Source organism: Candidatus Dactylopiibacterium carminicum, from assembly GCF_014736495.1.
GTDB classification, from domain to species: domain Bacteria; phylum Pseudomonadota; class Gammaproteobacteria; order Burkholderiales; family Rhodocyclaceae; genus Uliginosibacterium; species Uliginosibacterium carminicum.
The window spans coordinates 1-26,073 of the sequence record NZ_MDUX01000008.1; the positions used below are offsets into that span (position 1 = coordinate 1).

The window sequence follows — 26,073 nt, forward strand, 5'->3', positions numbered from 1 at the left end:
CAGGCCAGGGTGATTTACTCGCTTGTAGAAGGCGCCGCCAATATTGAGCGCCTTGTTGGCCTGGTAAAAGGCCAGCGCTTCCGCTTCGGCGGCTTCCTGCGCCCCGTCTTCATCGTTGGTCGATGCCGAGGTATAGATGCCTTCCCACTGATCCCACAGGTCCATGCGATCCGGCCAGCGCATGATTGACTTGAACACCTTGCGCCGCCATCCAGGCTTGCGCGAGACACGGTTGATCGCCGCGTCGTAGTGCAGCGAGGTGCCCGGCCAGAATATGTCCATCCCACCTGCCGGCCCTGCCAGCCCAACGATGGCCTTGAGCACGAACGACTCCACCTTGTCGCGCACGTTGTCGTCGTTCTCCAGATCGTCCAGGAAGATCAGGTCCGGGCGATGCGGGCCGTGCTTCATCCCGCGCATCTTCTTGCCGGTACCGCCCACACGGATCTTGATGTTGTTGGCCGTGATGACGGTCGTGGCCTGCCAGATGCGGCCCTGGCCAACCGCTTTCGGAAAGTCCGCAGCCAGGCGCGGATTGCTGTCCAGCTCGGCCTTGATTGCCTCCAGCATCTCCGCCGATTGCTCCAGCGTGTTCATGATGATGCCGATCAGATGCTTGCGCGCTTTCTGGTTGGCCGATCTGCGCGGTCAGGTTCTCCTCGATGCGGTTCATCCGCTCGCTCTGCGCGGCCTCCAGGCGCCGGATGTCGCCCTTGATATCTTTGATGCGTTGCGTCAGCCCCGTATGCATGGCCTGCACCGCGCCAGTCAGCTGGCCCAGGCTATGCATGATCTGTGAGTTGTCGCGGCGATCACCGTCGCTCTTGTCCATTACTGCTCCCCTTCCGGATGATGAAAATCGATCAGCGCATTGAGCCGTTCTGCACACTTTGCGTATCGGGCTTTGGCGTCGGCTGCCCAATGCCCGACGTCGGTATCGGTGGCAGCGCTGGTGGCATCTTCTCCAGCAGGTAGGCCGGTGGCGCTGGGCACACCTGGGGCACTGCCACTAGGGAGTAGCGATCCCCAGAGGATGTTGTCCGGCACCGTCTTCGCGTGGACCAAGATCACGCACATGGCGCCAAACACTGCCAGCAACAGCAGAATCATCCAGATAAAAAAACGTAGAGCGAGGATCATTGCCCGCTCCCGTCCTGCGCATCCTGGAGATTCTTCTGCTTGATCACCCGGGCCAGGATGATTGCGGAAGCGATCCACTTCACCCAGCCTTCGGGAAGGTATTGCTGCACGGCCGGCAGGTAGTCGTAGGCAAAGGAAATGAGCGTCATCAGCGCCGCCAGCTGCACGCTCAGGAACTTGTGGGCCTCGCGCCAGTTCTCGATCAGCTTGATCTTCATGGCGCCACCTCTTCATACAGGTGGTTCGCCAGAGGCCGCTTTCCGCCCGCCAGCCAGGCACTCACATCGAAGCCAGGGCACACTTTCAGCCATTCAAACGGCTCGACGATGCCATTGCGGTTCTGATCCGGGCTCATATCCCGATGTCCCTTCCAAGCGGCATTCGGGTATTTCCCGGCCAGAGACGTCTGCAGGTACGCGAGAGACTCCCACTGGGCGCGGGTGAACTTGTCGGTGCCAATCAGGCAGATACCCAGGCTGCGCTGGTTGTAGCCCTGGCAGTGCGCACCAATTTCATCCGTGTGCCTGCCAGTGACGATCTGGCCATTCGTGTAGATCAGGAAGTGATAGCCAATGCTGCGCAAAGAAGGGTTCAGACGCGGCAGTGCTGCGGGATCGCGCCTGAACCCGCGTTGCGCATGCCATCCGTCGATAGCTTCTGCCGGCGTCTGAAACCCGGGCTCGCCGGCCTTGCCGCGAAACAGGCTCTTACCATTCGGCGTAGCCGCGCAGTGGATGAGGATGAGATTGATCGGGCGGGCCATGATCAGGCCGCCCCAAGGGTGGATTTGCGCATCGCCGTAAGCTCCAGAAAAGAAAAAGGGCCTCGAAATCGAGACCTCAGCTTACGCAGGCGCGCGAAGCGCGATTACCCGTGAAACGTTTCCAGCCCTACGCCGTTGCCTTCAGGGATATCCAATGCCCCCGGACAAACACCAGGAGCGTTTCATGAACAGCATGGCAGCAAATCAATGGCTACGACAATGGGCTCAACACCACCGCAGGGCCTTCAAGATAGCGACGGACACGCCATCGCCACAAATGCCACCCACAGCACCAAGGATGCGGCCAAACTGGCGTAGCAGCATTTCTCGGCTGCTCGCACGATCCAGGCGGGCTGCGCGAAAATTGGCTCGCCTGGTTCGTCTTCGCCTTCCTCAAGAGTGCTGCTTATTCGTGCGGCCAGATCTATCGCCAATTGCCGCTGCACGGATACTTCGCCGTATAAAGCGACTGCGCCGGCTAGGATACCTGCCGCATTTGCTGCCAATGCCAGTTGCAAAAACAGCAACTGAGCCGGAGCAAAGTGCCGCCCAGCCAATTGCCCCGCCATCAGGGAAAAGAATCCGGCTGCCAGCAAGACCAGGCTGCTGCACTTTCCCCATAGGAGAAAGCCATGTGCATCGGATTGGTTACAGCCGCCCAGTCCAGCTGTGTCGATATGCGCCCCTCAAGACGATTTGCGAAATCATGCAGATGGCCAATGTATTCACTTCTCATGTTGGCTGCGCTGTAACACTGGCTGGAGGCACCGAACATCTTCTCCACTCGGTCGCGAAGCACCATCGCAGCCTTAACGTAGGCTGCCCGCTCCTGAAACGGTTTTTTGTAGAACAGGCTGGTGTCGTAGAACGGCTGCTTGATCTGGTCATACAGTGCACTGGCCTCCTTGTAGGAGGGCTGTTTTGCCAGTGCAGGCACACTCAATAGCGCTGTCATCAGGATCAGTAGTGCTTTCATTTCTCTTCTTCCTGACCCAACTCCACCCCATAGGCTTTCCTGAGCGCAACCAAGCCGGTCAGACCGGCCTGGCGAGCCTCCGCATTCGGTAGCGCGCGGCAGTTCCTCAGATAGGCCAGCTCTGTCGGGGTGGTTGCTACGTTCCCGGAGCGTATGCCCGAGATGACGAACAGGACGTCGACCCCGATATCAGCCTTGACCAGCGCATCGAAGTACGCCGCGTCTGGCTGGCGCTCTCCGCTCTCGTAGTTGATCTGAGACCGTTTACTTACTCCGCATGCCTCACCAAAGGCCGTCTGACTGAGCTTCAGACGCTCGCGTTCGAATTTTAGACGCTCTCCTGTGGTACTCATTCATCCCCCAAAAAACAAGTTTCAAGGTGCAAATTCATGCACTATGATGAATTACCGATTACGATAGTTGGGATTAGACACATGACACCGGAGCAAGTAAAGAAACGCTTTGAACGCGAAGGTAAAACCTTCACTGGCTGGGCGCGCGAGAACGGTTTTGATCCACGTACCGTGATTGCCGTGGTGAATGGCGTGAATAAAGAACGGTACGGCCGGGCGCACGAAGTGGCTGTTGCCCTTGGCATCAAGGAGGTGGCTTGATGAGCACGCCTGCTGATGTGAAATACCGCAACCCGGAATACCCCTCGCAGACGTGGTCAGGCCGTGGGCGCATGCCCAAGTGGGTCGATGAATACGTAGGGAATGTCGGCCCGATTGAAGACCTGCTGATTTCTGCCAGTGACACCAAGGCCGCCGAAGAAGAAGGGGCCATTGATCTCGGCATCGGGGATGCCGCCACGCCGACGCTCGGCGAACGCTTGTATGCAGACCGGATCGCCGCTGGTACCGCCTCGATGCCGGATGACAATTCGCCGTCCCTCACGCCGGGCACCCTCCTGGCGCTGACCCAAATGGGTATTCCGCACCGCACAGTCATCGACACCCAGTATCAGCCTGGCACGGTGGCGCATGACAGCACCCAAGCGCAACCCGGGGCAGGAAATGCAAAACCGCTACCGGGTAGCGGGTTTAGAAGCAGCAGCGAGGCGACGACGATGCCGGTAGCTGTTTCTGGTGCGGAACTGGACGGGATCACCACAGCAGAACGCGCCCTGGCCGAGTTTCTGGAAGTCGACCTGTCAGCCAGCACGGAGGTGCTGCTGTTCCGCGTCCGCGAGAATTCCCGCGTTCTGCTGGTCGAGGAAATCCGCATGGGTTTGCGCTTGGCTGCCCTCAAGGAACGGCTGAGGCATGGTGAATTCCTGCCCGCCGTCGCTGAAATCGGCATCCCGGAGCGGGCCGCACAGAAGGCCATGCAGACCGCCCGCGCCTTTGCTGCCGAGGGCGATGCCCGGCGGCGTCAGCAATTGCTGGACATGGGCAAAACCAGGGGGGCAGCACTACTGGCCACCAAGCCCGAAGTCCGCGAGCAGATTCTGAGTGATCCCGAACTCTCCCTGGAGGCGATGGAGGCCACCTTTGGCGATATCGAGGCTTTTGTGGATCTCTCCGCAGAGCAGTACGGCACAACCCTACGGGGCGTCGCGGGCAAGGGCAATCTGAGTCTCCTCACCTTCGATGGTCGGTACAAGGTTCAGCGCGCCATTTCCGAGTCGATTACCTTCGACGAGCGCTTACTCGCAGCGAAGGCGCTCATCGATGAATTCATCAATGATCTGACCTCCAAGCCCGGCGTGCCTTCGGACCTGAAGGTGCTGGTCAATGACGCGTTTCAGGTCGACAAGAGCGGCAACCTCAGTGTTGGCCGTGTGCTAGGCCTGCGCCGCTTCGATATCTCCGATCCCCGCTGGCTCTCGGCTATGAAGGCTATCGGAGAGTCCGTCCAGGTCATCGGCAGCAAGTCCTATTTGCGGGTGTACGAGCGCGTTGGCGATACCGACCAGTTCCGTGCGATTCCCCTTGATGTTGCGGGGGTGTGAGATGGGTACGCGCTGCGCAGCAAGCTGTGGGTGCGGGCACATACCTGGTCGGTGCGCGAGAGTACCGACAAGGGTGGTTACTGCACGGTGACCATCGAATTCGTGCCAGGTGGCGAGACTGCGCAGCCGACGCCCGACCGCGTGGATGTGGCAGCAGGCTGCATCACGACGCTGACCGATGGGGTGGTGGATGTGCGCCGCCAGGCGCTCACCAGCGCGGCCAGGCTGGAGGCGCTGGATATGGTGCGCACGGCGCTAACGACACGCGCTCCTGCGCTGACTGACGTCGAGGTGCAAGAGGTGACGCCCGACGATCCGGCTGGAAACGTTTCCAGCGTGTTGATTGAGATTAGCGGTTTGCACAATGGGCGAAAGTTCATTGTGCGAGTCGCTTTGTGACCTATTCCCGTCCCACTTACTCAGACCTGCTGACGCGCATCCAGGCGGACCTGGCCGATGTGCCGGCAGCGCTGCGTTTGCCACTGAGCGCAGCCTGGGGGCGTGCCTGCCATGGCCAGCATGGCCACCTAGAGTGGATAGACGCGCAGTGCTCGCCTCTGACATGCGAAGAGGCGCGTCTGGCCGACTGGCCGCCTTGCTGCCTCCTGGGAAGGCATGGGAATGGCCGGAAGGCAGTTTTGGCGATGACCTGCTTGTGGCCACGGCCACAGAGTTGGCGCGCATCGAATCCGAGGCTTTGAGCCTGCTGGATGCGGCAATCGCGCTCTACAAGCCTCGATACCGTGGCTGGAGTCTTGCGGACTATCAAGACGTCGCCGGTGCGGCGGTCGGCGTTGGAGTTGCGACCGTTGATGGTGGTATCGCGCCCCCTTGCGCGGGACTAAGCCGCGTTGGCGCGCGCACCTGGAGCGAGCGCAGCCGCTACATCCTGCGCGTTCGCTACAGCGGCGGCGCCTCGGTACTGGCTGCCTTGCGGGCGGCACTGGACCCATTCAAACAAGGCCATATCTGGCTGCTGTACGTCGAGGGGTAAGCATGAAAAGAACGCAAGGGGCTGGTAATGTCGCAGGCTTGTTTGTCGAAGAAGATGTTGCGGCTGGACGTCAGCCGACGGTGATCACTGCAGAATTCTTGAATGATCTGCAGGAAGAAATCTGCAATGCCATTACGGCCTATCTAGCGCTCGATGGGGCCAGCCGCACCCAGCTCCGGCAGGTGCTGGCACTCAAGGCAAACCTACTCAGTCCGGCTTTGTCCGGCACGCCTACTGCGCCCACTGCAGCCGGCGATGCCGCGACAACACAGATCGCGAACATGGCTGCAGTGCGTGGCGCGATGGCCCTCTTTGGGCTGGGGCAAGTATCAAGGCAGGTCACGGGCGATCTGAACGACCTGGATAAAAACGGCTTCTATATGGGCCAAAGCCTCGCGAACGCACCGCTCAACTCTACGGCTTGGTTTTATGTGCTGCACCAGCGCCACAACGCAAGCTACGCGTCCCAGACCGCCTGGATGTTCGGCCTGAATGCCACGCGAGTCTTCTTCAGGCAAAGCTCTAGCGGAGTGTGGGGGGCGTGGGTAGAAAACGCCCTGCTGGATTCCCCCGCGTTCGCCGGCATGCCTACAGCACCAACTGCCGCTGCCGACGCGCAGACCGCCCAGCTCGCGAACATGGCTGCAGTGCGCGGCGCGATGGCGCTATTCGGCGTAGGCAACATCAGTGCAGCGGCTACCGATCTGAACGAGATCACGCTGAACGGGATGTACAAAGCTGCGGGCACGGCGCTGAACACGCCACTTGCGCAACCTGTGACCGTCTGGCACCAGCGGTATGACGGCAACTTCTCGGCACAGATCGCTGTGTCGTACAGCGATGGGGGGCGTCTGTTCGTTCGCCGTACCAGCGCTGGAACCTGGCAGGCATGGCAGGAGATTGCAACGTCCGCAGCAGTGGCACTCAAGCAAGACGCACTCGGCTATACGCCTGTGCGACAGGGCACGGGCGTTGGCCAGACCACGAATACGATCCACATCGGCTATTCAGCCGAGGGGAAAATCAAAGCGACGGTTGGGGTAACTGATTTTGGCCCGATCTGGACGGGGTCACACGCCCAGCTTCTGACAGGAGCCAACGGTTATCAAAAACTCCCCAGCGGGCTGATCATTCAGTGGGGCACGATCGCCACGGCAACGCGCCCAATGGAGTCCGGCTTCGGCACGCAGACCTTCTCCGTCGCATTCCCCACGGCGTGTGCTGGAGTCGTCGCGCAAGCCAACAGTGACGCGGCAGTGGGCCTGCATGATCTCTTCACGCAGGTCGGCAGCATTAGCCAAAGCTCTTTCATGCTGGGCACAGACTCCAACACTTCCGGAACCGACCCTAGAACCTTCGGCGTGCGCTGGTTCGCTATTGGCTATTGAGAGGTGCTCATGTTCTATTCCCCATCCTTGCGCGGCTTCTACACCCCAGATCTCCACGGCGCCCTCGTGCTCCACATCGATGACCCTCTATGGGTGCGCCCAACGATCAACATTACACTGCAGCCCGGCGAGTCGTTCCCGACCTCCGATGGCACGATCAAAAACGATACTGAAGTGCCGCTCGATCTAGCCGACATTGAGGACTGGCGAATCGAGCATCCGCAGGTCGAGGTGCCCAACCCGGCATGCCAGATCCCTGCTGACGCGGTGGAAGAAAGCCTTTGGCCTGCCCCTTACAACGATCTCATGGCTGGCCAGGCTGCTGGCCAAAACATCGTGCCCGACGAAAACGGCTTCCCCGTGCTCGTCGCACTCGATCAGCCCACCGCCGCCGAACTGCGGAGTAAAGCCATCCTCGTCGAGTTGGCAACACTGGACGCCGCCGGCGCCCGCCCGGCACGCGCCATTGCCCTGGCCGTGGCCTCTGGCGCGGCGCCCGCTGCGGAAGACCTCACCCGCCTACAGGAGATCGAAGCTCAGGCGGTCGCACTGCGCGAAGAACTTGCAGCGCTTGAAATATAAGCAGTAAGGAAGACGGCGCCGATCCGGGATGCGGGAACATCCCGAACCGGCACCGACCCGCTGACACATCCAGCGAGCCAGCCAAGGCCGCCTGCTCCGTCGACAGAGCGCGGGCAGCCTAGCACACGAAAAAAAGAAGGCTCCTGATGCAAACCATCCGTTGTGGCGCTTGCCACCGCAAACTCGCAGAGGCCGACTACACGGCCCTGAACATCAAGTGCCCCCGCTGATGCGTCAGGCCTTCGCCGGACTGCATATGGATCGCGTAGAAATCAACTACCAGGTCGGTGGCGCTGGCCGGTCAAAGGGCTGCGCTGGGGAACTGATCATTCGCAACTGGTAGGCGGTATCGACTCGACTCGCTGGCCGCGTGGAGCGTTACTGGAGCCATCACAACACCAGCAGGAACCCAAAAGATGGCACCGCAACTAGACACCCTGGCCCAAGCCGAAATCGCCCACATCGCACGCACTCAGTTGCAAATCGAGGCCCTGGCTTCGGACAGCCTCGACTTCCACGACCTGAGCGCGACCAGCATCAAGGCCGCCCTGGAAGCAGCCTACATCTTTGGGATGGTGGATCACATGAAGCGTTGATCATCGGGAGATCCAAAGCAAAGGGCCGGGTAACCCCCGGCCCTTTTTTGTCTTAAATGCCCCATCTGGAAATCATCCAGTTCCACGGATAATTCGCATCCGGTTTTCAAAGCAGTTTCATCCGGAATTCAAAGCCGCTTTACTCCAGGGGCCCAGCAGGTCGTCCGAGAAATCGATGAAGGATTTGTACGAGAGATTGGAGAGCAGCAGCTCACCCATCGCCCGCATCACGAAGAACAGCATCACGCCGATGATCGTATAGACGAACACGATGGAGGGGCCGGCGAGGCTGATGGTCTTGCCCGAGCCCATGAAGAGCCCCGTGCCGATGGCTCCGCCGATGGCGATGAGCTGGATGTGGCGGTTGGTGAGATTGCGGCGCAGGTCTTCCTGGCCGTGCGTTGCCGCAGGGGCGGTGTCGGATGCTGTGCGTGTCATGAAAGAGAGCGGGGGCTGCCCGTCGCACAGACTGCTCGCCGGGCCGGCCCGAACGGGCTGGTCAAGGGAAAAGGGAGCGGAGCATAAACCATCTGTTGCGATATGGCGGTCATCCGTCGATACGAATGGGCCATGTTGTACAGATGTTTTCCCTGATTGCGCCCATCGCTGAAGTCGGCCGGCGAGCAATGGCGGGGATGAGAAGACCGATCCTTGGTCGGTCTTCTCCCGGGATCAGTCTCCTGTTTCAGGAGAAGGGCGCTTGACTATCGGCCCCTTGGCGCGTGCCAGACGATTTCGCTGACGTCGATCTTTTTCGGGATGATCGCCAGGGAAAGAAAGGCATCCGCCAGTTGCTGCTGCTGCAGGACGTGCGTGGGCGTGACCGGGCCGACCGTGAAGCCTGCGCGATCGAAGGCCGTGCGCCAGCTGCCGACGTCTATCCCGGTGGCTTCCGCCGCGATCGATGCCAGCCCGGCGCGATCCCGGCCGGCTTTCTCGGTCAGCCTGGACAACTCGTCGACGATGGCTGCGAGCACCTGCGGATATCTGTCCGCGAACGTCCTGTGTGCCAGGTAATACGAAGCGCTCGCCAGGCGTTTGTCGGAAGTATCGGCAATCACGCGGGCGCCGTAATGCTCCTGGGCAATCGCGTAATACGGATCCCATACCACCCAGGCATCGATGTTGCCGCCGTTGAAGGCTGCCGTCGCGTCGGCCGGAGAGAGGTAGACCGGCTCGATATCCTTGAACGTCAGCCCGGCCAGGGCGAGTGCCTTGAGCGCTACGTTCTGGGCGCTGGAACCTTTGCCGAAGGCAAGCTTCTTGCCTTTCAGATCCGCCAGCGTCCGGATCGGCGAATGCTTCGGCACCAGCACGGCATGCTCGGCCGAGGGCGTCGCGGCCACGTAGACCAGATCCGAGCCGCCGGCCTGTGCGAACACCGGGGGGGTATCTCCCACCGAGCCGAGGTCGATGGCGCCGGCCCCCATGGCTTCCAGCATCGGCGGACCGAACTGGAACTCCGCCCATCTGACGTTGATGCCCAGTGGCTTGAGACGGTTTTCGATCACCTGCTGTCTGCGCGCCAGCACCAGGATGGCGGAGCCCTTCTGGAAGCCGATCCGCACTTCCTTCGGTTGGGCCTGGGCCGATGACGGGGCGCTGAAGGAGAGTGCGGCCAGCGTCGACAAAAGCAGCAATGCGGCACCGAGGTGCCGCCCGATCCGTGTGATATCCAATTCGATCCTCCTGCCTGCAATGCGTGAATGGAACCGGCAGGCTAGGAAGTGGCTCGGCGGACGTCCAATCAGATCTTCATTGTTGGATATGCATACGGGGTTGATATCGACTGAAGGGTCGGGGCATATGCCTGTGCTGCCATGGCCGGTCACCCATCCGGCCAACGGGCATCACGGATGGATGCGCGGGCAACTTGCAGGCCGCTCACCCCGCAGATGGCGGGATGAACGGCCTGGTGCGCGCTTTGTACGGCTTGGCCTTCAAACGTATGACAGCGCTGGGCCGTCCTGCGCTACGCCTGGACGCAATACCGTATCAATACGCCAGCACCTGCTGCCAGGTCGTCACCGTCCATTTGGTCTTGAACAGCTCGTTGATGCTGGGTTCGGTAGCCTTGCGGATGGCGGCCGCATCGGGAGTGACCACGCTCATGCCACCGGCCTTGAGTGCATCGATCACGGATGTTTCGCGTTCCTGAATGGTGCGCGATCCCCATTGCGCGGCTTTCTCCAGCGCCTGAGCGACCTTCTTCTGGTCAGCTTTGGAGAGTTCCTTGTTGTAGAAGCAGCCGTTGGCCAGTTGCATGCCGAACCCGACGAGGTGATTGGTCAGCACCAGCTGGCTTTGCACTTCGTTGAGCTTCATGGACTGGATCTGGGTGAGATCGCCCTCGGAGGCTTCTGCGGCGCCACTCTTGAGCGCGTTGTAGATCTCCGGCAGGGCAACCTGCACTGGCGCGACGCCCAGCGATTGCCATACGGCGATCCAGTCGGGCACGGGCGGCAGACGCAGTTTCACGCCCGTGAAGTCGGCCGGCGTGTGGATCGGCTTGTTGGCCGTGAACTGGCGATAACCGCGATACACCGGATCGAAGCTGACCATGTTGCCGTTCTTCTCCAGCAGGGTGCCCAGCTGCTTGCCGATCTTGCTGTGCCACACGCTCTGCAGATGCTTGAAATCACGGATCACGTAGGGGCCGTTGAAGAAGAAATATTCCGGTGCGTAATCCTGGATCGGCTGGCCGCCGGTGAGCAGGATCTCGCCCACGAGCTCCTCGCGTGTGCAGGCCTTGAATGCCGGGTCGATGCTCTGTTCGTTGAGCACTCCGGTCTGGATGGCGACGGTGATGTGCCGCGCCTGTTTCTCAAGTTCTTCCTTGAATTTGGCTGCGGTATCGGCCAGCAGGTGGCCGCTGGCGAAGGGGGTGACGACACGCACGGTGATCGGCGCGGGGTCGGCGGCCAGGGCGGGGCCGGCGAGAAAAACGGTGGACAGGGCCAGGGCGAGACGCTTGATGGCGGATTTCATGGGCAGGCTTCCTCCGGATCGGTCAGCTGGGATATGCCGGTGGAAATACCGGCGGCATCGATGCTAGCCGATCAACGGGTAGGTTTACAGTGCCCTTTCTGACATTTTTTTGCATTTCATCGTGCCTGCCGGCCGGGTACTCCGGCCGGCAGGCATCTTTCAATGCAACTCCTGGATCGTACGCAGCAGAGCCTTCTGTTCGGTGGTGGTGACGAACTGGTCATATACCCGCTTCATGGCGTTCTGGAAGGACTGCTTGTCCACATCCTGCACGAAGCGGGCACCTGCCTCGGTGACGATCTTGCGCGCCTGGCTTTCGCGTTCCTGCCAGAAGCGGCGCATGCTGGCCACCGATTCGCGTGCGCTCTCGGCGATGAGCGCCTGATCCTCGGGAGCCAGCCCATCCCAGCGGGCCTTGGAGAACACCAGGATGTCCGGCGCCATCGAGTGTTCTGTGCAAGAGAAGTACTGGAACAGCTCGTTGTGCTACTGGAACAGCTCGTTGTGCTTGAAGCCCTGGTAGGAGGGCAGGTTGTTCTCGGCCGCATCCACCAGGCCCATGCGTGCGCCGGTGACGATCTCGTCGATCGACATCGGTGTGGGCTGGGCGCCCATGGCCTTGGCGATCGCGATCCAGAGGTCGGACTGCGGCACGCGCAGCTTCATGCCGCGCACGTCGGCCAGCGAGCGCACCGGCCGGGTGGCGTAGATCGAGCGCGCGCCGCTGTCGTAGAAGGCCAGGCCCACGTATCCACCGGGCGCACAGGAGGCGAGGATGTCCTGCCCGGGCTTGCCGTCCATGGCGCGCTGCATGTGCTCGATGGAGCGGAACAGGAAAGGCATGCCCGGCACCACGGTGGCGGGGCAATCCTGATTGAGCTGGGAGACCATCACCCGTGTCATGTCCAGCCCGCCGCGCTTGAGCTGGGCCAGCGCTTCCTTCTCGGCGCCGAACGCGCCGCCCGACATCACCTTCAGCACGATGCGGCCGTTGCTGCGTTCGCGCAGCCGCTCGGCCATGCTGCGCAAGGCGCGTACAGCGGGGTGATCGTCGTTGTGGATGTCGGCCACACGCAATTCCAGGCGCTAGGCCTCGTTGTCGATGCGATAGCGCGCCAGGGCACTGGCGATTTCGCGCCCGGCTTCCGAGATGCGGCTCACTGCGGCGGCCGAGGCAGAGGCGGCGCTCGAATTCTGCTCGCTCATCTGCGCGATCTGCTCGATGTTCTGCGCGATTTCGGTGGAGGCGGTCTGCTGTTCGCGGATCGCGCTGGAGATTTCCTCGACCACGCCGGCGGCGGCAGCCGACCCATCCTGGATGCGCTGGATGGATTCGCCGGCCTGCTGCGCATTCTCCACGCCCTGGCCTACCGACTGCTCGGTGGCTGCCATGCTGTCGACGGCCAGGCGTGCGCTGTCCTGCATGCGGCCAACGAGGCTGGTGATGTCCTGCGTGGATTTCGCGGTGCGCTCGGCTAGCTTGCGCACCTCGTCCGCCACCACGGCGAAGCCGCGTCCCTGTTCACCGGCGCGTGCGGCCTCGATGGCTGCGTTCAGGGCCAGCAGGTTGGTCTGGTCTGCGATTTCGCGGATGATCCCGGCCATCGAAGCGATGTCGTCACAGTCCGCGCGTAGTGTCTTGATGCGCGAGGCTGCTTCGTGCACCGATTCCGAGATCGTGCGGATGCTGCTCACCGTGCCCAGAATGCTGCCGGCACTGCGCTCCGCGATGTCGCGCGAATCCTGGGTGTGCTGCGAGGCATCGGTAGCCTGCCGCGCCACCACCGAGATGCTCACCGTCATTTCTTCCACGGCGGCGGCCATGTTGGTGGAGGCATCGCTCTGGATTTGCGAGTTGCGCGCGATCTTGCGCGAAGAGACGTCGACCTCTTCGGTCACATCGAGCATGTGCGTGGTTGCCTGGCGGATTTCCTGGAAGCTCTGGCGCAATCGTTCGAGCAGGCGGTTGTAGGCCGACAGGGTCTGCCCCAGCTCATCGTGGCTGTCGACCTGGATCGTGGCCGTGAAGTCCAGCTGTTCGGCAGCCTGCGCGATGGTCTGTTGCATGCCGCGCAACGGCAGCACGATGGCTTTCCAGGCCAGATAGCCCAGCAGCGTGAGCAGCACAAAAGCCAGGCCAAGTGCGACCCAGGCCACCGTGCGTGCGCCGCCGAGTACCGCCGTGATCGCCGCGGCATCCGCCGGCGCACTGGCGGATAACCTGCCGGCAAGACTGTCGAAGCCGGCGAGTCCGTACAGGGAAGCGCCGAACATGGCGGCGCAGATGACGAGGGAAGAAAGGATCAACAGGACGATCTTCTGGGTAACGCTCATGGTGTTGCTCCATCGGGTGCGGATTGGAATGCCTGAATTTCCGTTCACCAGCATCATCGTCGTCCTGGTGCTCGATTTGATCCGTGGGTTCTCCCGCATTGCGCTGGCCCGGATAACGCGCCTGTGATTGAATGCGCGCCATGCTCGAACTCCGACAACTCGCCTGTCAGCGTGACGAACGCCTGCTGTTTCGCCGTCTGGCGCTGAATCTCACGTCCGGCGGGCTGCTGCGCGTGGAGGGCGACAACGGGTGCGGCAAGAGCAGCCTGCTGCGCCAGCTCGCAGGCCTGCTGGAGCCTGCAGCCGGTGAAATTTTGTGGCGCGGCAGCGATCTGCGGCGGCAGCGCGAAGCCTTCCCGGCAGAGCTCTGTTATCTGGGCCATGCGAGTGCCACGCATGACCGCCTGGATGCCGTCGAGAACCTGCGCTTTGCCTGCGCCGCGGCAGGCCTGGATGCCCCGGCGGAAGCGTGCCGCGCAGCCCTGGCCGAAACAGGGCTGCAGCGTCAGCTCGGCTTGCCCTGCCGCGTACTGTCGCAAGGGCAGCGCCGCCGTGTGGCGCTGGCGCGGCTGGCCTTTGCGGTCGACCGGCCGCTGTGGCTGCTCGACGAACCTTTCGCATCGCTGGACGTGAATGCCGTCGCTGCGCTGGCCGCGCGCATCGATGCGCATTGCGCGCATGGCGGGCTGGTGGTGTTCAGCTCCCACCAGGAGGTGCCGTTGCGCATGCCGGTGCAGCGCCTGCAACTGGCGGAGTACGCGCCATGAATCTGTTTTTCGCGGTATTGCGGCGCGATCTGCTGCTGGCCTGGCGCACGCGCGCCGAGCTGGGGGTGGCGCTGGCCTTCTTCGTCATCGTGGCGAGCCTGTTCCCGTTCGCCATAGGTGCCGAAACGGCGCGGCTGCAGGCCGTGGGCGCCGGTGTGGTGTGGGTGGCAGCGCTGCTGGCCGGGCTGCTTGCATTGCCCCGCCTGTTTGCTGCGGACCATGACAGCGGCGTGCTGGAGCAGTTGTTGCTCTCGCCTGAGCCGCCGGTGCTGTGGGTGACCGCCAAGATCCTGGCGCACTGGCTGGCCACCGGGCTGCCGTTGGTGCTGCTCTCTCCCTTGCTGGCGATGATGTATCAGTTGTCCGCCGAATCCGGCGGTGTGCTGATGCTGGCCTTGTTGCTGGGCACGCCGGTGTTTTCGCTGCTTGGCGCCGTGTGTGCCGCGCTCACGCTGGGGTTGCATGGCGCCGGTGCCTTGCTGGCGCTGCTGCTGTTGCCGCTGTGTGTGCCGGTGCTGGTTTTCGGCGCTGGTGCGGTCAGCGCCTGGTCTGCCGGTGTGGGGCTTGCCGCGCATCTTTCACTGCTCGGTGGCGGGCTGCTGGCCGCCATCGCGCTGGCCCCGTGGGCCTGTGCCGCAGCCCTGCGTCTGGGGGTCGATTGAAGTCCCGGCAACACCCTTCGACAAACCCGGGGCGAACGGTGTCGTGGCAGGTGACGGTCAACAGACCCGAATAAGCGGCAACGCAGGGCGATTTCTTCGTATCATCTGGCGTTTGCGACATCGCCAGACCCAAGCCTGTCCTGTCCATGGACTTGACCGGTTTGCAGACCACAAGCCACGTCGATGAACCTTTTTCGTCTTTCCTCGCCGCAGACCTTCTATCCCTTTGCCGGGCGGCTGGTGCCGGTGTTCGCCATGCTCGCGGCCCTGTGCTGCGCCGCCGGCCTGGCGCTCGGGCTGGCGATGGCGCCCACCGATGCCATCCAGGGCGAGGTGTACCGCATCATCTTCATCCATGTGCCGGCGGCCTGGATGAGCATGTTTATCTATCTCGTGATGGCCTTCTGGGCTGCCGTGGGCCTGGGGCTGGGCACGCGCCTGTCCTTCTACATGATGCGTGCGCTGGCACCCACCGGCGCGCTGTTCTGCTTCATCGCGCTATGGACCGGTGCGCTGTGGGGCAAGCCGACCTGGGGCACCTACTGGGCCTGGGATGCGCGCATGACGTCGCAACTGCTGCTGCAGTTCCTGTATTTCGGCTTCATGGCGCTGACCGCCGCAATCGAGGACCCGCGCCGAGGGGACAAGGCCGGTGCAATCCTGGCCCTGGTCGGCGCGGTCAATGTGCCGGTGATCTATTTTTCGGTGCAGTGGTGGAACACCCTGCATCAGGGCGCCTCCGTGAAGCCCGGGCAGTCGAGCATGGCTACCCTGATGCTCGCTGGCATGCTGGTGATGGCGTTTGCAGCCTGGTTCTACAGCCTTGCGGTGAGCTGGGCGCGGGCGCGCCGCATCATCCTCGAACGCGAACGGCATACCGACTGGGCACACGCCGAAATCGCGCGATCCGGAAGTGGTGAAGGGGGGCGTCGATGATGCAATGGCAATCCTGGAACGACTTCTTTGCCATGGGCGGACGTGGTTTTTACGTCTGGGGCAGCTTCGGCGTGAGTTTCGTGCTGATCGTGGCCGAATTGTGGTGGCTGCGCCTGGCACGCCTTGCCAGCCTGCGCAGGCTGCGCCAGCTGCAGCAACTGGAGAGTGACAGCGAATGAGTGATGAGGCCCTGCGCAACTACTACAGGGAACGGGCGGCGGAATACGACGAGATCTATCGTCGCCCGGAACGCCAGGCCGGACTGCGCGCACTGGAAGCCTGGATTCCGCAGCAATTGGCGGGGCGCCATGTACTGGAGATCGCCGCAGGCACCGGATACTGGAGCCAGTTCATCGCCCTGCAGGCCGCTTCGATCACGCTGACGGATCTCAATCTGGAGCCGCTGGCCATTGCGCGCGATCGTGTGCAGGGGCGGGCGGTGTTCGTGCAGGCCGATGCCTGGGCTTTGCCCGAGGCCATGGGCAGCTTCGATGCCGCGTTCGCAGGCTTCTGGTTCTCGCATGTGCCGCTGGCGCGTCGGCGCGAATTCATCGCCGGGCTGAATGCGCGGCTGGCACCGGATTCGCCGGTGCTGCTGATCGATAACCGTTACGTGGAAGGCAGCAGTACGCCGATCGCCGAGCGCGATGACGCGGGCGATTGCTGGCAGCTGCGCAACCTGTCGGATGGCAGCCAGCACCGGGTGCTCAAGAACTTTCCCGATGAAACGGAACTGCGGGAGGCGATCGAGGGTCTGGGCGAAGCCGGCGTGTACCGCGTCAGCGAGCATTTCTGGAGTTTCATGTACTTCACGCCCGGCATTTGATCCTCGGAGCCAATCCTCTTGAAAGCCCGCCACAAACGTTTCCTGCTGATCGCCGTCGCCCTGGGCCTGCTGGCTGCGGCCACCGCACTGGTGCTCAACGCCTTCCGTGACAATCTGGTGTTCTTCCACACGCCGAGCGAGGTCGCCGAGGGCAAGGCGCCGCAGGGGCGCCCGTTCCGTGTCGGCGGCATGGTGTTGCCCGGCAGCCTGGAGCGCGATGCCGACGGGCTGACCGTGCGCTTCATCATCTCCGACACCGCCCAGATCGTGCCGGTGGTGTATCGCGGCGCCTTGCCGGATCTCTTCAAGGAGACCAAGGGCGCCGTGGCGCAGGGCTCGCTGGGGGCCGACGGTGTGTTCGTGGCCACCGAGGTGCTGGCCAAGCACGACGAGAACTACATGCCGCCCGAGGCGCAGGACGCCATCGACCGCGCGCACAACACCGCCAAGACCTTGCAGTGACGCCCCATGATTCCTGAATTCGGCCATTTCGCCCTCATCCTCGCTGCTCTGGTCGCCCTGGTGCAGGGCGTGTTGCCACTGTGGGGGGCGCAGCGTGGCCAGCCCGCGCTGATGGCCGTGGCCGCGCCGGCTGCACGGGCACAGTTCGCGCTGGTGCTGCTGGCTTTCCTGTGCCTGACCTGGGCCTTCGTCGCCAACGATTTTTCGGTGGCCTATGTGGTCTCGCATTCCAACACCCAGTTGCCGCTGATCTACCGCATCACCGCCGTGTGGGGCAGCCATGAAGGCTCGCTGCTGCTGTGGCTGCTGATGCAGGCCGGCTGGGCCGCGGCGGTGAGCCTGTCGCGTCGGTTGCCAGGCGTGTTCGCCGCGCGCGTGCTGGGCGTGCTGGGCCTGGTGAGCGTGGGTTTCATCGCCTTCACGCTGGTGAGCTCCAACCCCTTCGAGCGCCTACTGCCGGGCGTGCCCGAGGGCCAGGATCTCAACCCGTTGCTGCAGGACCCGGGCATGATCATCCATCCGCCGTTGCTCTACATGGGCTATGTCGGCTTCTCGGTGGCCTTCGCCTTCGCCATCGCGGCGCTGATCGGTGGCCAGTTCGACGCCGCCTGGGCGCGTATTTCGCGGCCGTGGACGCTGGCCGCCTGGGTCTTCCTGACCCTGGGCATCGCGCTTGGCTCCGGCTGGGCGTACTACGAGCTGGGCTGGGGCGGCTGGTGGTTCTGGGATCCGGTGGAAAATGCCTCCTTCATGCCCTGGCTGGTCGGCACGGCGCTGATCCACTCGTTGGCCGTCACCGAGAAGCGTGGTGCCTTCAAGCGCTGGACGGTGCTGCTGGCCATCGCTGCTTTCTCGCTGTCACTGCTCGGAACCTTCCTCGTCCGCTCCGGCGTGCTCACCAGTGTGCATGCCTTTGCCACCGATCCCTCGCGCGGCGTCTTCATCCTCGTCCTGCTGCTGCTGGTGATCGGCGGCTCCCTGGCGCTGTACGCCTGGCGCGCGCCACGCCTGGAAGGCGGCGGCAGCTTCCAGCCGTTCTCGCGCGATGCGCTGCTGCTGTCCAACAATGTGTTGCTCGTGGTGGTAGCCACCAGCGTACTGCTGGGCACGATGTATCCGCTGCTGGTGGATGCGCTGGGCGGCGGCAAGCTGTCCGTCGGTCCACCTTATTTCGACGCGGTGTTCTTTCCGCTGATGACGCCGGTGGTGGCACTGATGGTGCTGGCCCCCTTCGTGCGCTGGAAGGGGCAGGCTCTGCCGCCCCTGTTGCGTCGGCTGGCGCCCGCGCTGGGGCTGAGCCTGCTGCTGGGGGCGGGTATTGCCTGGGCCAGCGGTGCACCGGGCTGGCGTACCGTGCTGGGTCTCACGCTGGCGGCCTGGGTATTGTTGGGCAGCGTGCAGTTGCTAGTGGAGCGTTTGCGCGGCGAGGGGGGCGCGATGGCGCGCCTGCGTGGGATTCCCGGCGCCTGGTGGGGCATGTGGCTGGCGCATCTGGGCGTGGGCGTGTTCATCATTGGCGTGAGCATGGTGCGAACTCACGAAAGCCAGCTCGATGTCGCGGTTCAGATTGGCGGGCAGGCACGGCTGGCGGGGTATGAATTCACGCTGGAAGAGGTGAACGAGCTGCGCGGGCCGAACTACATGGCTGCACAGGCCTGGGTGCGCGTGACGCGCAACGGGCGCGACGTGGCGCGCCTGCATCCGGAAAAGCGCCTGTATCTGGCGCGCCAGATGCCGATGACCGAGGCGGCCATCGATGTCGGCCCGTTCCGTGATGTCTACGTCTCGCTCGGTGAAGCCACGACGGCGGATACCTGGGTGCTGCGCCTTTACCACAAGCCTTTCATCAGCTGGATCTGGGCCGGTTGCGCACTGATGGCTCTGGGGGGGCTGAGTGCCGCGCTGGATGCGCGCTATCGCGATGCCCGCCGCCAACGGAGTCCCCGCGCATGAAACTCAAGTCATTCCTGCCTCTGGCGCTGTTCCTGGGATTCGCCGTGCTGCTCGGCATCGGTCTGACGCTGAAGCCGCGGGAGCTGCCCTCGCCGTTGATCGACAAGCCCGCCCCTCAGTTCTCGCTGCCGCGCCTGCAGCAGGACGGCGCGCTGGCGCTCGCCGACATGCGTGGCCAGGTGTGGCTGCTCAACGTCTGGGCTTCCTGGTGCGTGGGCTGCCGCGAGGAACATCCGGCGCTGCTGCGGCTGGCGCAGCGCAAGTTGCTGCCCATCGTCGGCCTGAACTACAAGGACGAGCGCGCGGATGCGCTGCGCTGGCTGAAGGAGCACGATGATCCCTATACGGTGTCGGTGGTGGATGCCGACGGGCGTGTGGGTATCGACTACGGCGTATATGGCGTACCCGAGACCTTCATCATCGATGCGGCCGGGCGCATCCGCTACAAGCACATCGGCCCGCTGACGGATGAATCCGTCGAGCGTGAGCTGCTGCCGCGCATCCGGGCGCTGCAAGGTGGGTAAGCGCGCCATGATGCGCAACGCATCCCCTCGCATCCTGTTCTCCGTGGTGACTGGCGCCGCGCCCGTAGGGAGCGCCGCGCGCACTCATCCGGCCAATGCGTCCGGCGCTTCGGTGCGCATGGCGCACCCTACGCTGCATTTCTTGCGGGGATGCCTTCTCGCGCTGTGCTGCCTGCTGGCCGTGCCCACCAGTTGGGCGAATGCCGATGCCTCACTGGATGCACGCGCCCAGCGGCTGGCCGAGCAACTGCGCTGCGTGGTCTGCCAGAACCAGTCGATTGCCGAATCCGATGCCGATCTGGCGCGGGATCTGCGCCGCCAGGTCAGCGAGATGCTGGCTGCCGGGCAGGACGAGGCCGCCGTGCGCGCTTTCATGGTCGAGCGGTATGGCGATTTCGTGCTCTACGATCCACCGCTCAAGGCCGGCACCCTGCTGCTCTGGCTCGGGCCTTTGCTGTTGTTCGCCAGCGCTGTCGGGGCTTTTGCCTGGCGGCTGCGCCATCTGCCGCGCGGCCCGCAGGCCGATGCTGCCGCCCGTGCCCGGGCGCGGGCGCTGTTAAAGGAAGATGATCCCGCATGAGCCTTTTCGTGATGCTTGCCGTCCTGTTGCTGGCTTGCCTGCTGGTCGTGCTGTTGCGGCCCCTGCTGCGCCCCGCCGAGACCACGGAAGGCACCGCGCTGCCGACACTGGCCGTACTGCGTGAGCAGCGCCGCGAACTGGAGGCAGAGCGCGATGCCGGCCGGCTGGATGCGGCCGGCTTCGAGGAGGCCATGCGCGAACTCGAACAACGCGTGCTCGACGAGATGCCGGATACCGCCACAACACCTGGCGCCGCTCGGGCCACGCGTGGCTGGCGGATCGCGCTGGCGGCCGGTCTGCCGCTGACGGCCGTGGCGGTCTACCTGTTGCTGGGTAATCCCGCGGCACTGGATCCGGCGCACCGCGCGCCGCTCACGCCGCAGAGCCAGCTGGCGGCCATGATCACCACGCTGGAAGCTCGTGTGCAACAGATGCCGGACGACAGCGAAGCCGCTGCGATGCTGGCGCGTGCCTACATGCTGCAGGGGCGGCATGCCGAGGCCGCGCAGCGTTTCGCGGCACTGGCAGAAAAGCGTCCTCAGGATGCCCAGCTGCGTGCCGATTGGGCCGATGCGCTGGCCAGCGCGCAAGGCAACCGCGTGGCTGGAGAGCCCGAGCAGCGCGCGCAGGAAGCGCTGGCGCTGGAGGCTGACAACATCAAAGCCTTGGCACTGGCCGGAACCGGCGCTTTCGAGCGCGAGGACTACAAGGCCGCCATTGCCCTGTGGCAACGCCTGGCCGCGCGCGTGACGCCGGGCAGTGAAATGGCGGCCAGTGTGCAGACCATGCTCGATCAGGCGCACCTGCGCGCGGGCGATGCCCAGGGGGCGCAAGCCGGGCCGATGCCGCAGGGCAGGCTGAGCCTGGCGCCCGCGCTGCGAGATCGCGTGCAGCCGGAGGATGTGGTTTTCGTGGTGTTGCGCCCGGCGGGCGGCGGCATGCCTGTCGCGGCCTTGCGCTACAAGGCCGGTGAGCTGCCCTTGCAGTTCGATTTCGCCCAGGCCGCGCGTATGGGCGGTACGGAGCATGGCGCGCTGCAACTGGTGGCGCGCATCTCGCGCAGCGGCGATGCGACACCGCGTGCCGGCGATCTCGAAAGTGCACCCGTGTCGCTGCAGGGGCAGACCGGGCCGGTCACGCTGCAGATTGATCGGGTCCGGGAATAGCACCGAAATCACCCGGCTCAGCCTCGTCACACGGCCTGCTCTTGCCTTCGCGCTTTCGGGGCGCGCCCGATCCCGTGAGTCCCTCCGCTGATCCAGGGCGTCAACGCAACAGGATGCCTTGATAAGGAATTATCCATCCGCGGCGGTCCGGCGCAAGGCGATATGAAGACGGGCTAAAGCAGTGCGGCGGATTGGTCGCCTGTGTTGTATGAGGGGGCGAAAGACACAGTTGTTTGATTGTTCGTTAGTGTGATTTTTGTCACGATGCGCCCCCCCGACGCTGATCCCGCACGCGGGCCCTTTGGTCAAATGCCTCCCTGGACAAGGCAGATCGCCAGAGCCCTTCGGCTAGAGTTCAGTTGTCATCCAACGGACAAGATCTGCCCATGTTTGATGTCGCCATCTACCGCAAAACCACGCTCGGCCGTGCCGAGATCGCCGAGCGTCGCCTCGGCATCGGACCGCGTCTGCGCAGTGCACTGATCATGGTCGATGGCCGTACGCCTTTCGGCAAGTTACGCCCGCTGCTGGCGCAGATCGGCGATCCGAAGCAGCTGATCTCCCAGTTGTCGGATCTGGGGCTGGTGGAGTCCGATCATGACCTGCCGCCCATGCCGGTCTTCGGTCGCGGGCTTGATGAGCCCACCACGCTGATGGAACTGCGCTGAGCGTTAACCGGCACGTTGTGCGTACCAGCCCACGAGGTGGTGCTGCCGGGGTGTGATCGACCAGATCGTGGCCGCCTGGGTTGGCAGCGTTTGCCAGCTGCCGTGATCGTGCAGGTCCAGTTCTCCCGCAGGCCAGAATCCGGTCAGCAATGCCTCCAGCGTTTGCCCTTCCGAAACGTCACGGGGCGATGTGTTGTCTGGCGTTCTGGTACTGGCCACGAGGTCGTGGCAACTGGCCCAGCTGCGCTCCGCCAGTGCCTGACGCAGTGCCGGTACCCAGCCCGGATCGGCCGGTAGGTACTGGCCGATCACATTGGCGAACAGGAAGACGGCGTCCGGATAGGTACAGGCCAGCCAGCCCGGCGCCTGCGCATCGGCGAAGCAATCCAGCGCACCAGCTTCGAAACGCACGCGCGGAAAACGCCGCAGCAACAGCCAGCGTGCCAACGGGTCGGGCTCCAGGATGAAGACTCGTGAGAATCCTTCGAGAAAATCTCCGGGCAGCGTATGGCCCGCGCTGGGGCCGATGATCACGAGCTGCCGCTGTGGCGGTTGCCAGGCCTGCAGCCAGCCGGCGAGTGCGGCGCGATAGGGTTGCCACTGCGCGCCATGGCGCCAGGCGCGCAGGTGGTAGCCCAGGCCGCCACCTGCATCCAGCCACTGCGTGCGCAGCGCCCGCATGAATTAGTCCGTGATACCCAGCTGTTCGCGCAGGCTGGCGAGTCCTGCACGCAGGCTCGCGACTTCCTCGCGCAGGGCTGCCACTTCTTCCCTCAGCCCTGCTTCCTGGCCGGCAGATGTTGCGACCAGGGGGCTTGCCGGCAAATCCGGCTCGCCACACAGCAGATGTGCCCAGCGGCTCTCACGTGCACCCGGCGCGCGAGGCAGCAACAGGGTCAGCGCACCGGCCGCGCGTGTGGCCAGTTCTTCGAGGAAGGCTTCGACCGAAGAAGTGTCGGCGAAGCGATACAGGCGTTCGCAATTGGCTCGCAGCTCTGCAGCTGTCTGCGGGCCACGCAGGATCAGCTGTGTCAGCAGCGCCACGGCTGGCGTGGGCAGGCCATAGACGCGGCCAAGGTTGTGCCCGTAGCGGGTGACGCGACCGCCTGAGGATTCGATCACCAGACTGTGGCCGCGCAACTCGTCGATGGCCGCAAGCAGCTCTGCTTCGCTCAGCGTCATCACCGGGTCGCGTGCGCTCTTCTGGTTGCAGCCCGCCTGCAGCGCGTTCAACGAGAGCGGGTAGGTGTCGGGCACGGTGGCTTCCTTCTCCACCAGGACGCCGAGGATGCGGGCTTCTGTCGGGCTGAGCTGTTGCGGGGCGGCCATGGGGACTCCTGAGTGTGCGGGAGGCCCGTTTTACCGCAAGGTGGCGATGTCGCCAAGCAGGTGCCTGAATGCAGGTCCTGCAGCACGCCCGACAGGGCGCGTCGTGCACACCTTGCCGTTTACGCTCCAATCATTTGGCCCATGAGGGATCGGGGCAGGTTCTCAGTGCTCGCCGCTCCAGGGGAGCGTCCACAGTGGGCATAGCGAGAGGATCTGCTCATGCACCATGGGTTCCGCGAATACGCTGCCCTCGCAGGGGAGTTGCTCGAAGCAGTAGCAGGCCCCGGCCCATTCGAAGCGCAATGCACAGGCATGCAGGTAGCCACGGTCGGCAGGGCTGCCGCCGTAGCGGCCATCGCCCAGGATGGGCGCGGAGAGACTTTTCAGTGCCACGCGCAACTGGTGGGTGCGGCCGGTATGCGGATGCAGGACGAACAGGCGCAGCCCGGGGCGTACCGAATAACTGTGGAATTCCGTGCGCGCCAGATATTCGCCCTCGCGCGCGAGCCGCCAGCAGCCGGCGCGTGCGCGCACCATGGCTCCGCGCACTCAGCCTTGCTTGCGCGAGGGCTTGTGGTCGGAGAGTGCGAGGTAATACTTGTCGATCAGGCCCGCCTCGAACATCTCGCCGAACTGGCGTGCCGCGTCGGCATGGCGGGCGAGCAGGATGAGGCCGGATGTGATGCGGTCGAGCCGGTGCACCGGGTACAGGTCTGCGCAGCCAGGCAGGCGCTTGAGACGGGTGATGAAACCGGCCGTGTCGCCTTCGTTGTGGAAATTCTCGCCAGCAGGTTTATGGGCGACGAGGAAATCCGGGTGTTCGTCCCAGACGATGGGGCCGCCTTGCGCAATTTTTATACAGGCGACGGGTTCTACTTTGGTTTCAGGCATTTGGCGGAACAATCCAGTGGCTATCCACAGGCTTGCCCACGCTTTGTGTGGAAATCCCGGCCCGCTTGTTTGAAAACCGCGCCAGGCAAGGCTTTTGGGACGATTTTTCAAGGCTGATGGCATATTGCTCAAAGCTTGAGCAAGCGTTCCGGTGGCCTTTGGCGTCAATCACTTGGCACGCCTTTCCAGACCCTGTCCACAGGCTTGCCCACGCTTTGTGTGGATGCCGGGCCTCATTTCCACAAGGCGTGGAAGTGATGCACCGGGCCATGGCCCTGGCCGGCCGCAAGCTCGCCGGAGCGGGCGATGGCCTGGCGTAGCCATTGCGTGGCGCGGCGCACGGCCTCTTCCACCGGCGCCGGGCTTGCAGTGGTCTGCGGCAGCAGGGCGGCGATCGCCGAGGAAAGGCTGCAGCCCGTGCCGTGCGTGTTCCGGGTGGCGATGCGCGGCGCGGGCATCTCGATCATGCGGTCGCCATCGAAGAGCAGGTCCACGATCTCGTTGCCGGGCAGGTGTCCTCCCTTGAGCAGCACCCAGCGTTCGGACTGGGTGGGCAGCATGTCGCGCAGGCGTTCGGCCGCGCGATACATCTCCTTCACCGTCTCGGGGGCACGCGCTTCGAGCAGCACGCCGGCTTCGGGCAGATTCGGCGTGATCAGGAAGGTCTGCGGCAGCAGCGCCTCGATGAGCATGGCTACGGCACTGCGGGCGAGCAGGTGGTCGCCGCTCTTGGCCACCATCACCGGATCGCAGACCACGAAGGGTGCCCGCCAGTGCGCCAGGCGTTCGGCCACCGTGGAGACGATCTCGGCCGAGCCGAGCATGCCCAGCTTCACGGCATGGATCGGCACGTCGGCGAACAGCGTGTCGATCTGCAGGCGCAGGAAATCGGTGGGAGGCACGTGTACGCCGGTCACGCCCTGGGTGTTCTGCGCGGTCAGCGCAGCGATCACGCCGCAGCCGTACGTGCCCTGTGCGGTGAAGGATTTGATGTCCGCCAGCACGCCGGCGCCGCCGGAGGGGTCTACGCCAGCGATGCTGACGACATTGGGAATATTGCTCATGAGGCTTCCTGTGGAATTTTGGTCCGGGATGTCTTCTGGCGTGCGTGGGCCACGCCCCAGCCGATCAGATAGCCCAGCGGGGCAGCCAGGAAGGAGATGGCGACCACCCCCAGGAGTACCTCGGTGCTGGCCGTGCCAAGGGTGCTGGCGAGATCGTTGGAGACGAGCACGGCATCCTCGGCGAGATCCTCGGCCTGTTCGATCAGCGGTTGCGGCAGCCAGGAGAGCATCCAGCCGCCCAGCTTCCAGGCAACCAGGTAGACCAGCGGCGTGGTCAGCGGATTGGTGATGAAGGTGCTGGAGGCGGCGACCAGCAGGTTGCCGCGCAGGAAAATGGAGAGGAGTACGGCGAAGAAGATCTGCCCGACCGGGATCAGGAAGCCGAAGAAGAAGCCGACGGCCATGCCCATGCCGACGGCGTGCGGCGTGGCACGCCACAGGCTGCGATCCAGCAGGTGCGGCGCGAAGCGGCGCAGCGGGCGGGCGCGGATGATGCGCATCGGGGATAGGCGGAAAGAGGACAGACGAAA

At 63.8% G+C, this 26,073-nt stretch carries 38 protein-coding genes and 2 pseudogenes; 21 read left to right on the forward strand and 19 right to left on the reverse strand.

All coding sequences use genetic code 11. From position 1 onward, the window contains the following. Positions 1–597: pseudogene (locus tag BGI27_RS03660) on the reverse strand (hypothetical protein); the annotation flags it as partial. Between the two features lie 34 nt (positions 598–631). Between BGI27_RS03660 and BGI27_RS03665 the strand changes: the two are divergent. Beyond that, complete coding sequence (locus BGI27_RS03665; protein WP_172425478.1) at positions 632–799, forward strand: hypothetical protein; 168 nt, start codon at positions 632–634, stop codon at positions 797–799. Positions 800–831: 32 nt separating this feature from the next. Here the strand turns inward: BGI27_RS03665 and BGI27_RS03670 are convergent, their stop codons facing one another. From BGI27_RS03670 to BGI27_RS03695, 6 genes are all read right to left on the reverse strand, one after another. Next, on the reverse strand, positions 832–1,140 hold the full coding sequence (locus BGI27_RS03670) for a hypothetical protein (protein ID WP_095523556.1): 309 nt from the start codon (positions 1,138–1,140) through the stop codon (positions 832–834). Beyond that, positions 1,137–1,358 carry a DUF7940 domain-containing protein gene (locus BGI27_RS03675; protein ID WP_095523557.1) on the reverse strand — a complete coding sequence of 74 codons (222 nt, stop codon included), beginning with the start codon at positions 1,356–1,358 and terminating at the stop codon, positions 1,137–1,139. The genes BGI27_RS03670 and BGI27_RS03675 overlap by 4 nt, the downstream gene beginning before the upstream one ends. Continuing rightward, positions 1,355–1,903 carry an N-acetylmuramoyl-L-alanine amidase gene (locus tag BGI27_RS03680; protein ID WP_095523558.1) on the reverse strand — a complete coding sequence of 183 codons (549 nt, stop codon included), beginning with the start codon at positions 1,901–1,903 and terminating at the stop codon, positions 1,355–1,357. The genes BGI27_RS03675 and BGI27_RS03680 overlap by 4 nt, the downstream gene beginning before the upstream one ends. Positions 1,904–2,148: 245 nt before the next feature. Then, positions 2,149–2,499 carry a hypothetical protein gene (locus BGI27_RS03685; protein WP_141239697.1) on the reverse strand — a complete coding sequence of 117 codons (351 nt, stop codon included), beginning with the start codon at positions 2,497–2,499 and terminating at the stop codon, positions 2,149–2,151. Continuing rightward, positions 2,472–2,879, reverse strand: a complete 408-nt coding sequence (locus tag BGI27_RS03690) for a hypothetical protein (protein WP_095523560.1) — start codon at positions 2,877–2,879, stop codon at positions 2,472–2,474. The genes BGI27_RS03685 and BGI27_RS03690 overlap by 28 nt, the downstream gene beginning before the upstream one ends. Then, a complete protein-coding gene (locus tag BGI27_RS03695; RefSeq protein ID WP_095523561.1) occupies positions 2,876–3,232 on the reverse strand; it encodes a helix-turn-helix domain-containing protein in 357 nt (118 codons plus the stop codon). The genes BGI27_RS03690 and BGI27_RS03695 overlap by 4 nt, the downstream gene beginning before the upstream one ends. Positions 3,233–3,268: 36 nt before the next feature. On the opposite strand from BGI27_RS03695, the gene BGI27_RS03700 reads away from it, so the two are divergent. The 8 genes from BGI27_RS03700 (at position 3,269) to BGI27_RS03735 (ending at position 8,393) form a co-directional block, all read left to right on the forward strand. Further along, positions 3,269–3,493, forward strand: coding sequence for a DNA-binding protein (locus BGI27_RS03700; RefSeq protein WP_223871580.1), 225 nt, complete (start codon positions 3,269–3,271; stop codon positions 3,491–3,493). Beyond that, positions 3,493–4,833, forward strand: coding sequence for a DUF3164 family protein (locus BGI27_RS03705; protein ID WP_095523563.1), 1,341 nt, complete (start codon positions 3,493–3,495; stop codon positions 4,831–4,833). Before BGI27_RS03700 ends, BGI27_RS03705 begins: the two co-directional genes overlap by 1 nt. A gap of 30 nt (positions 4,834–4,863) precedes the next feature. Beyond that, positions 4,864–5,232 carry a hypothetical protein gene (locus BGI27_RS03710; protein ID WP_095523564.1) on the forward strand — a complete coding sequence of 123 codons (369 nt, stop codon included), beginning with the start codon at positions 4,864–4,866 and terminating at the stop codon, positions 5,230–5,232. A gap of 196 nt (positions 5,233–5,428) precedes the next feature. Then, entirely contained in the window at positions 5,429–5,827 is a 399-nt protein-coding gene (locus tag BGI27_RS03715; RefSeq protein WP_095523565.1) for a hypothetical protein, read from the forward strand. Positions 5,828–5,829: 2 nt separating this feature from the next. Then, a complete protein-coding gene (locus tag BGI27_RS03720) occupies positions 5,830–7,215 on the forward strand; it encodes a pyocin knob domain-containing protein (RefSeq protein ID WP_095530330.1) in 1,386 nt (461 codons plus the stop codon). A 9-nt stretch (positions 7,216–7,224) separates the two neighbouring features. Then, positions 7,225–7,797 (forward strand): hypothetical protein, encoded by a 573-nt coding sequence (locus tag BGI27_RS03725; RefSeq protein WP_095523567.1) that lies wholly within the window; start codon positions 7,225–7,227, stop codon positions 7,795–7,797. A 146-nt stretch (positions 7,798–7,943) separates the two neighbouring features. Beyond that, on the forward strand, positions 7,944–8,027 hold the full coding sequence (locus tag BGI27_RS18815; protein WP_095523568.1) for a Com family DNA-binding transcriptional regulator: 84 nt from the start codon (positions 7,944–7,946) through the stop codon (positions 8,025–8,027). Between the two features lie 186 nt (positions 8,028–8,213). Further along, on the forward strand, positions 8,214–8,393 hold the full coding sequence (locus BGI27_RS03735; RefSeq protein WP_095523569.1) for a DUF6900 domain-containing protein: 180 nt from the start codon (positions 8,214–8,216) through the stop codon (positions 8,391–8,393). Positions 8,394–8,510: 117 nt separating this feature from the next. Here the strand turns inward: BGI27_RS03735 and BGI27_RS03740 are convergent, their stop codons facing one another. From BGI27_RS03740 to BGI27_RS03765, 5 genes and pseudogenes are all read right to left on the reverse strand, one after another. Further along, positions 8,511–8,831 (reverse strand): hypothetical protein, encoded by a 321-nt coding sequence (locus tag BGI27_RS03740; protein WP_223871581.1) that lies wholly within the window; start codon positions 8,829–8,831, stop codon positions 8,511–8,513. A gap of 266 nt (positions 8,832–9,097) precedes the next feature. Next, positions 9,098–10,072 (reverse strand): aliphatic sulfonate ABC transporter substrate-binding protein, encoded by a 975-nt coding sequence (locus tag BGI27_RS03745; protein ID WP_223871582.1) that lies wholly within the window; start codon positions 10,070–10,072, stop codon positions 9,098–9,100. 316 nt (positions 10,073–10,388) lie between these two features. Then, positions 10,389–11,381, reverse strand: coding sequence for a TRAP transporter substrate-binding protein (locus BGI27_RS03750; RefSeq protein ID WP_095523570.1), 993 nt, complete (start codon positions 11,379–11,381; stop codon positions 10,389–10,391). Positions 11,382–11,540: 159 nt separating this feature from the next. Further along, positions 11,541–12,452 (reverse strand): annotated as a pseudogene (locus BGI27_RS18820) (TRAP transporter substrate-binding protein). Positions 12,453–12,467: 15 nt separating this feature from the next. Then, positions 12,468–13,715 carry a methyl-accepting chemotaxis protein gene (locus tag BGI27_RS03765; RefSeq protein WP_170942907.1) on the reverse strand — a complete coding sequence of 416 codons (1,248 nt, stop codon included), beginning with the start codon at positions 13,713–13,715 and terminating at the stop codon, positions 12,468–12,470. Here BGI27_RS03765 and BGI27_RS18455 point away from each other — a divergent pair. From BGI27_RS18455 to BGI27_RS03820, 12 genes are all read left to right on the forward strand, one after another. Continuing rightward, on the forward strand, positions 13,714–13,842 hold the full coding sequence (locus BGI27_RS18455) for a hypothetical protein (protein ID WP_263406602.1): 129 nt from the start codon (positions 13,714–13,716) through the stop codon (positions 13,840–13,842). The genes BGI27_RS03765 and BGI27_RS18455 overlap by 2 nt on opposite strands. Positions 13,843–13,855: 13 nt before the next feature. Continuing rightward, on the forward strand, positions 13,856–14,482 hold the full coding sequence (ccmA, locus tag BGI27_RS03770) for a cytochrome c biogenesis heme-transporting ATPase CcmA (RefSeq protein ID WP_095523574.1): 627 nt from the start codon (positions 13,856–13,858) through the stop codon (positions 14,480–14,482). Next, positions 14,479–15,144, forward strand: coding sequence for a heme exporter protein CcmB (ccmB, locus tag BGI27_RS03775; protein ID WP_095523575.1), 666 nt, complete (start codon positions 14,479–14,481; stop codon positions 15,142–15,144). Before ccmA ends, ccmB begins: the two co-directional genes overlap by 4 nt. A 183-nt stretch (positions 15,145–15,327) precedes the next feature. Further along, entirely contained in the window at positions 15,328–16,080 is a 753-nt protein-coding gene (gene ccmC, locus BGI27_RS03780) for a heme ABC transporter permease CcmC (RefSeq protein WP_095523576.1), read from the forward strand. Then, positions 16,077–16,259, forward strand: coding sequence for a heme exporter protein CcmD (ccmD, locus tag BGI27_RS03785; protein ID WP_223871583.1), 183 nt, complete (start codon positions 16,077–16,079; stop codon positions 16,257–16,259). Before ccmC ends, ccmD begins: the two co-directional genes overlap by 4 nt. After that, entirely contained in the window at positions 16,256–16,906 is a 651-nt protein-coding gene (locus BGI27_RS03790; protein ID WP_095523577.1) for a class I SAM-dependent methyltransferase, read from the forward strand. Before ccmD ends, BGI27_RS03790 begins: the two co-directional genes overlap by 4 nt. A gap of 18 nt (positions 16,907–16,924) precedes the next feature. Then, positions 16,925–17,368, forward strand: coding sequence for a cytochrome c maturation protein CcmE (gene ccmE, locus BGI27_RS03795; RefSeq protein ID WP_095523578.1), 444 nt, complete (start codon positions 16,925–16,927; stop codon positions 17,366–17,368). 6 nt (positions 17,369–17,374) lie between these two features. Then, positions 17,375–19,321, forward strand: a complete 1,947-nt coding sequence (locus tag BGI27_RS03800) for a heme lyase CcmF/NrfE family subunit (RefSeq protein ID WP_095523579.1) — start codon at positions 17,375–17,377, stop codon at positions 19,319–19,321. Then, positions 19,318–19,845, forward strand: coding sequence for a DsbE family thiol:disulfide interchange protein (locus BGI27_RS03805; RefSeq protein ID WP_095523580.1), 528 nt, complete (start codon positions 19,318–19,320; stop codon positions 19,843–19,845). The genes BGI27_RS03800 and BGI27_RS03805 overlap by 4 nt, the downstream gene beginning before the upstream one ends. 7 nt (positions 19,846–19,852) lie before the next feature. After that, positions 19,853–20,425, forward strand: a complete 573-nt coding sequence (locus tag BGI27_RS03810; protein WP_223871584.1) for a cytochrome c-type biogenesis protein — start codon at positions 19,853–19,855, stop codon at positions 20,423–20,425. After that, a complete protein-coding gene (gene ccmI, locus BGI27_RS03815) occupies positions 20,422–21,591 on the forward strand; it encodes a c-type cytochrome biogenesis protein CcmI (protein ID WP_095523581.1) in 1,170 nt (389 codons plus the stop codon). The genes BGI27_RS03810 and ccmI overlap by 4 nt, the downstream gene beginning before the upstream one ends. Before the next feature lie 386 nt (positions 21,592–21,977). Next, the gene (locus BGI27_RS03820; RefSeq protein WP_095523582.1) at positions 21,978–22,259 is read left to right on the forward strand and encodes a hypothetical protein; all 282 of its coding nucleotides are present in this window, start codon (positions 21,978–21,980) and stop codon (positions 22,257–22,259) included. A 3-nt stretch (positions 22,260–22,262) separates the two neighbouring features. On the opposite strand, the gene BGI27_RS03825 is transcribed toward BGI27_RS03820, so the two are convergent. The 7 genes from BGI27_RS03825 to BGI27_RS03850 form a co-directional block, all read right to left on the reverse strand. Further along, complete coding sequence (locus BGI27_RS03825; RefSeq protein WP_095523583.1) at positions 22,263–22,940, reverse strand: hypothetical protein; 678 nt, start codon at positions 22,938–22,940, stop codon at positions 22,263–22,265. A gap of 3 nt (positions 22,941–22,943) precedes the next feature. After that, on the reverse strand, positions 22,944–23,588 hold the full coding sequence (locus BGI27_RS03830) for a YceH family protein (RefSeq protein ID WP_095523584.1): 645 nt from the start codon (positions 23,586–23,588) through the stop codon (positions 22,944–22,946). A 162-nt stretch (positions 23,589–23,750) separates the two neighbouring features. Then, positions 23,751–24,137 (reverse strand): pseudouridine synthase family protein, encoded by a 387-nt coding sequence (locus BGI27_RS17885; protein WP_223871585.1) that lies wholly within the window; start codon positions 24,135–24,137, stop codon positions 23,751–23,753. Further along, the gene (locus BGI27_RS17890) at positions 24,138–24,479 is read right to left on the reverse strand and encodes a pseudouridine synthase (protein ID WP_223871586.1); all 342 of its coding nucleotides are present in this window, start codon (positions 24,477–24,479) and stop codon (positions 24,138–24,140) included. Continuing rightward, positions 24,472–24,651 carry a hypothetical protein gene (locus tag BGI27_RS03840; RefSeq protein ID WP_141239696.1) on the reverse strand — a complete coding sequence of 60 codons (180 nt, stop codon included), beginning with the start codon at positions 24,649–24,651 and terminating at the stop codon, positions 24,472–24,474. The genes BGI27_RS17890 and BGI27_RS03840 overlap by 8 nt, the downstream gene beginning before the upstream one ends. Before the next feature lie 61 nt (positions 24,652–24,712). Next, entirely contained in the window at positions 24,713–25,543 is an 831-nt protein-coding gene (gene thiD / locus BGI27_RS03845) for a bifunctional hydroxymethylpyrimidine kinase/phosphomethylpyrimidine kinase (protein WP_095523585.1), read from the reverse strand. After that, positions 25,540–26,043, reverse strand: coding sequence for a DUF2062 domain-containing protein (locus BGI27_RS03850; protein WP_170942906.1), 504 nt, complete (start codon positions 26,041–26,043; stop codon positions 25,540–25,542). The genes thiD and BGI27_RS03850 overlap by 4 nt, the downstream gene beginning before the upstream one ends. Positions 26,044–26,073: the final 30 nt, after the last annotated feature.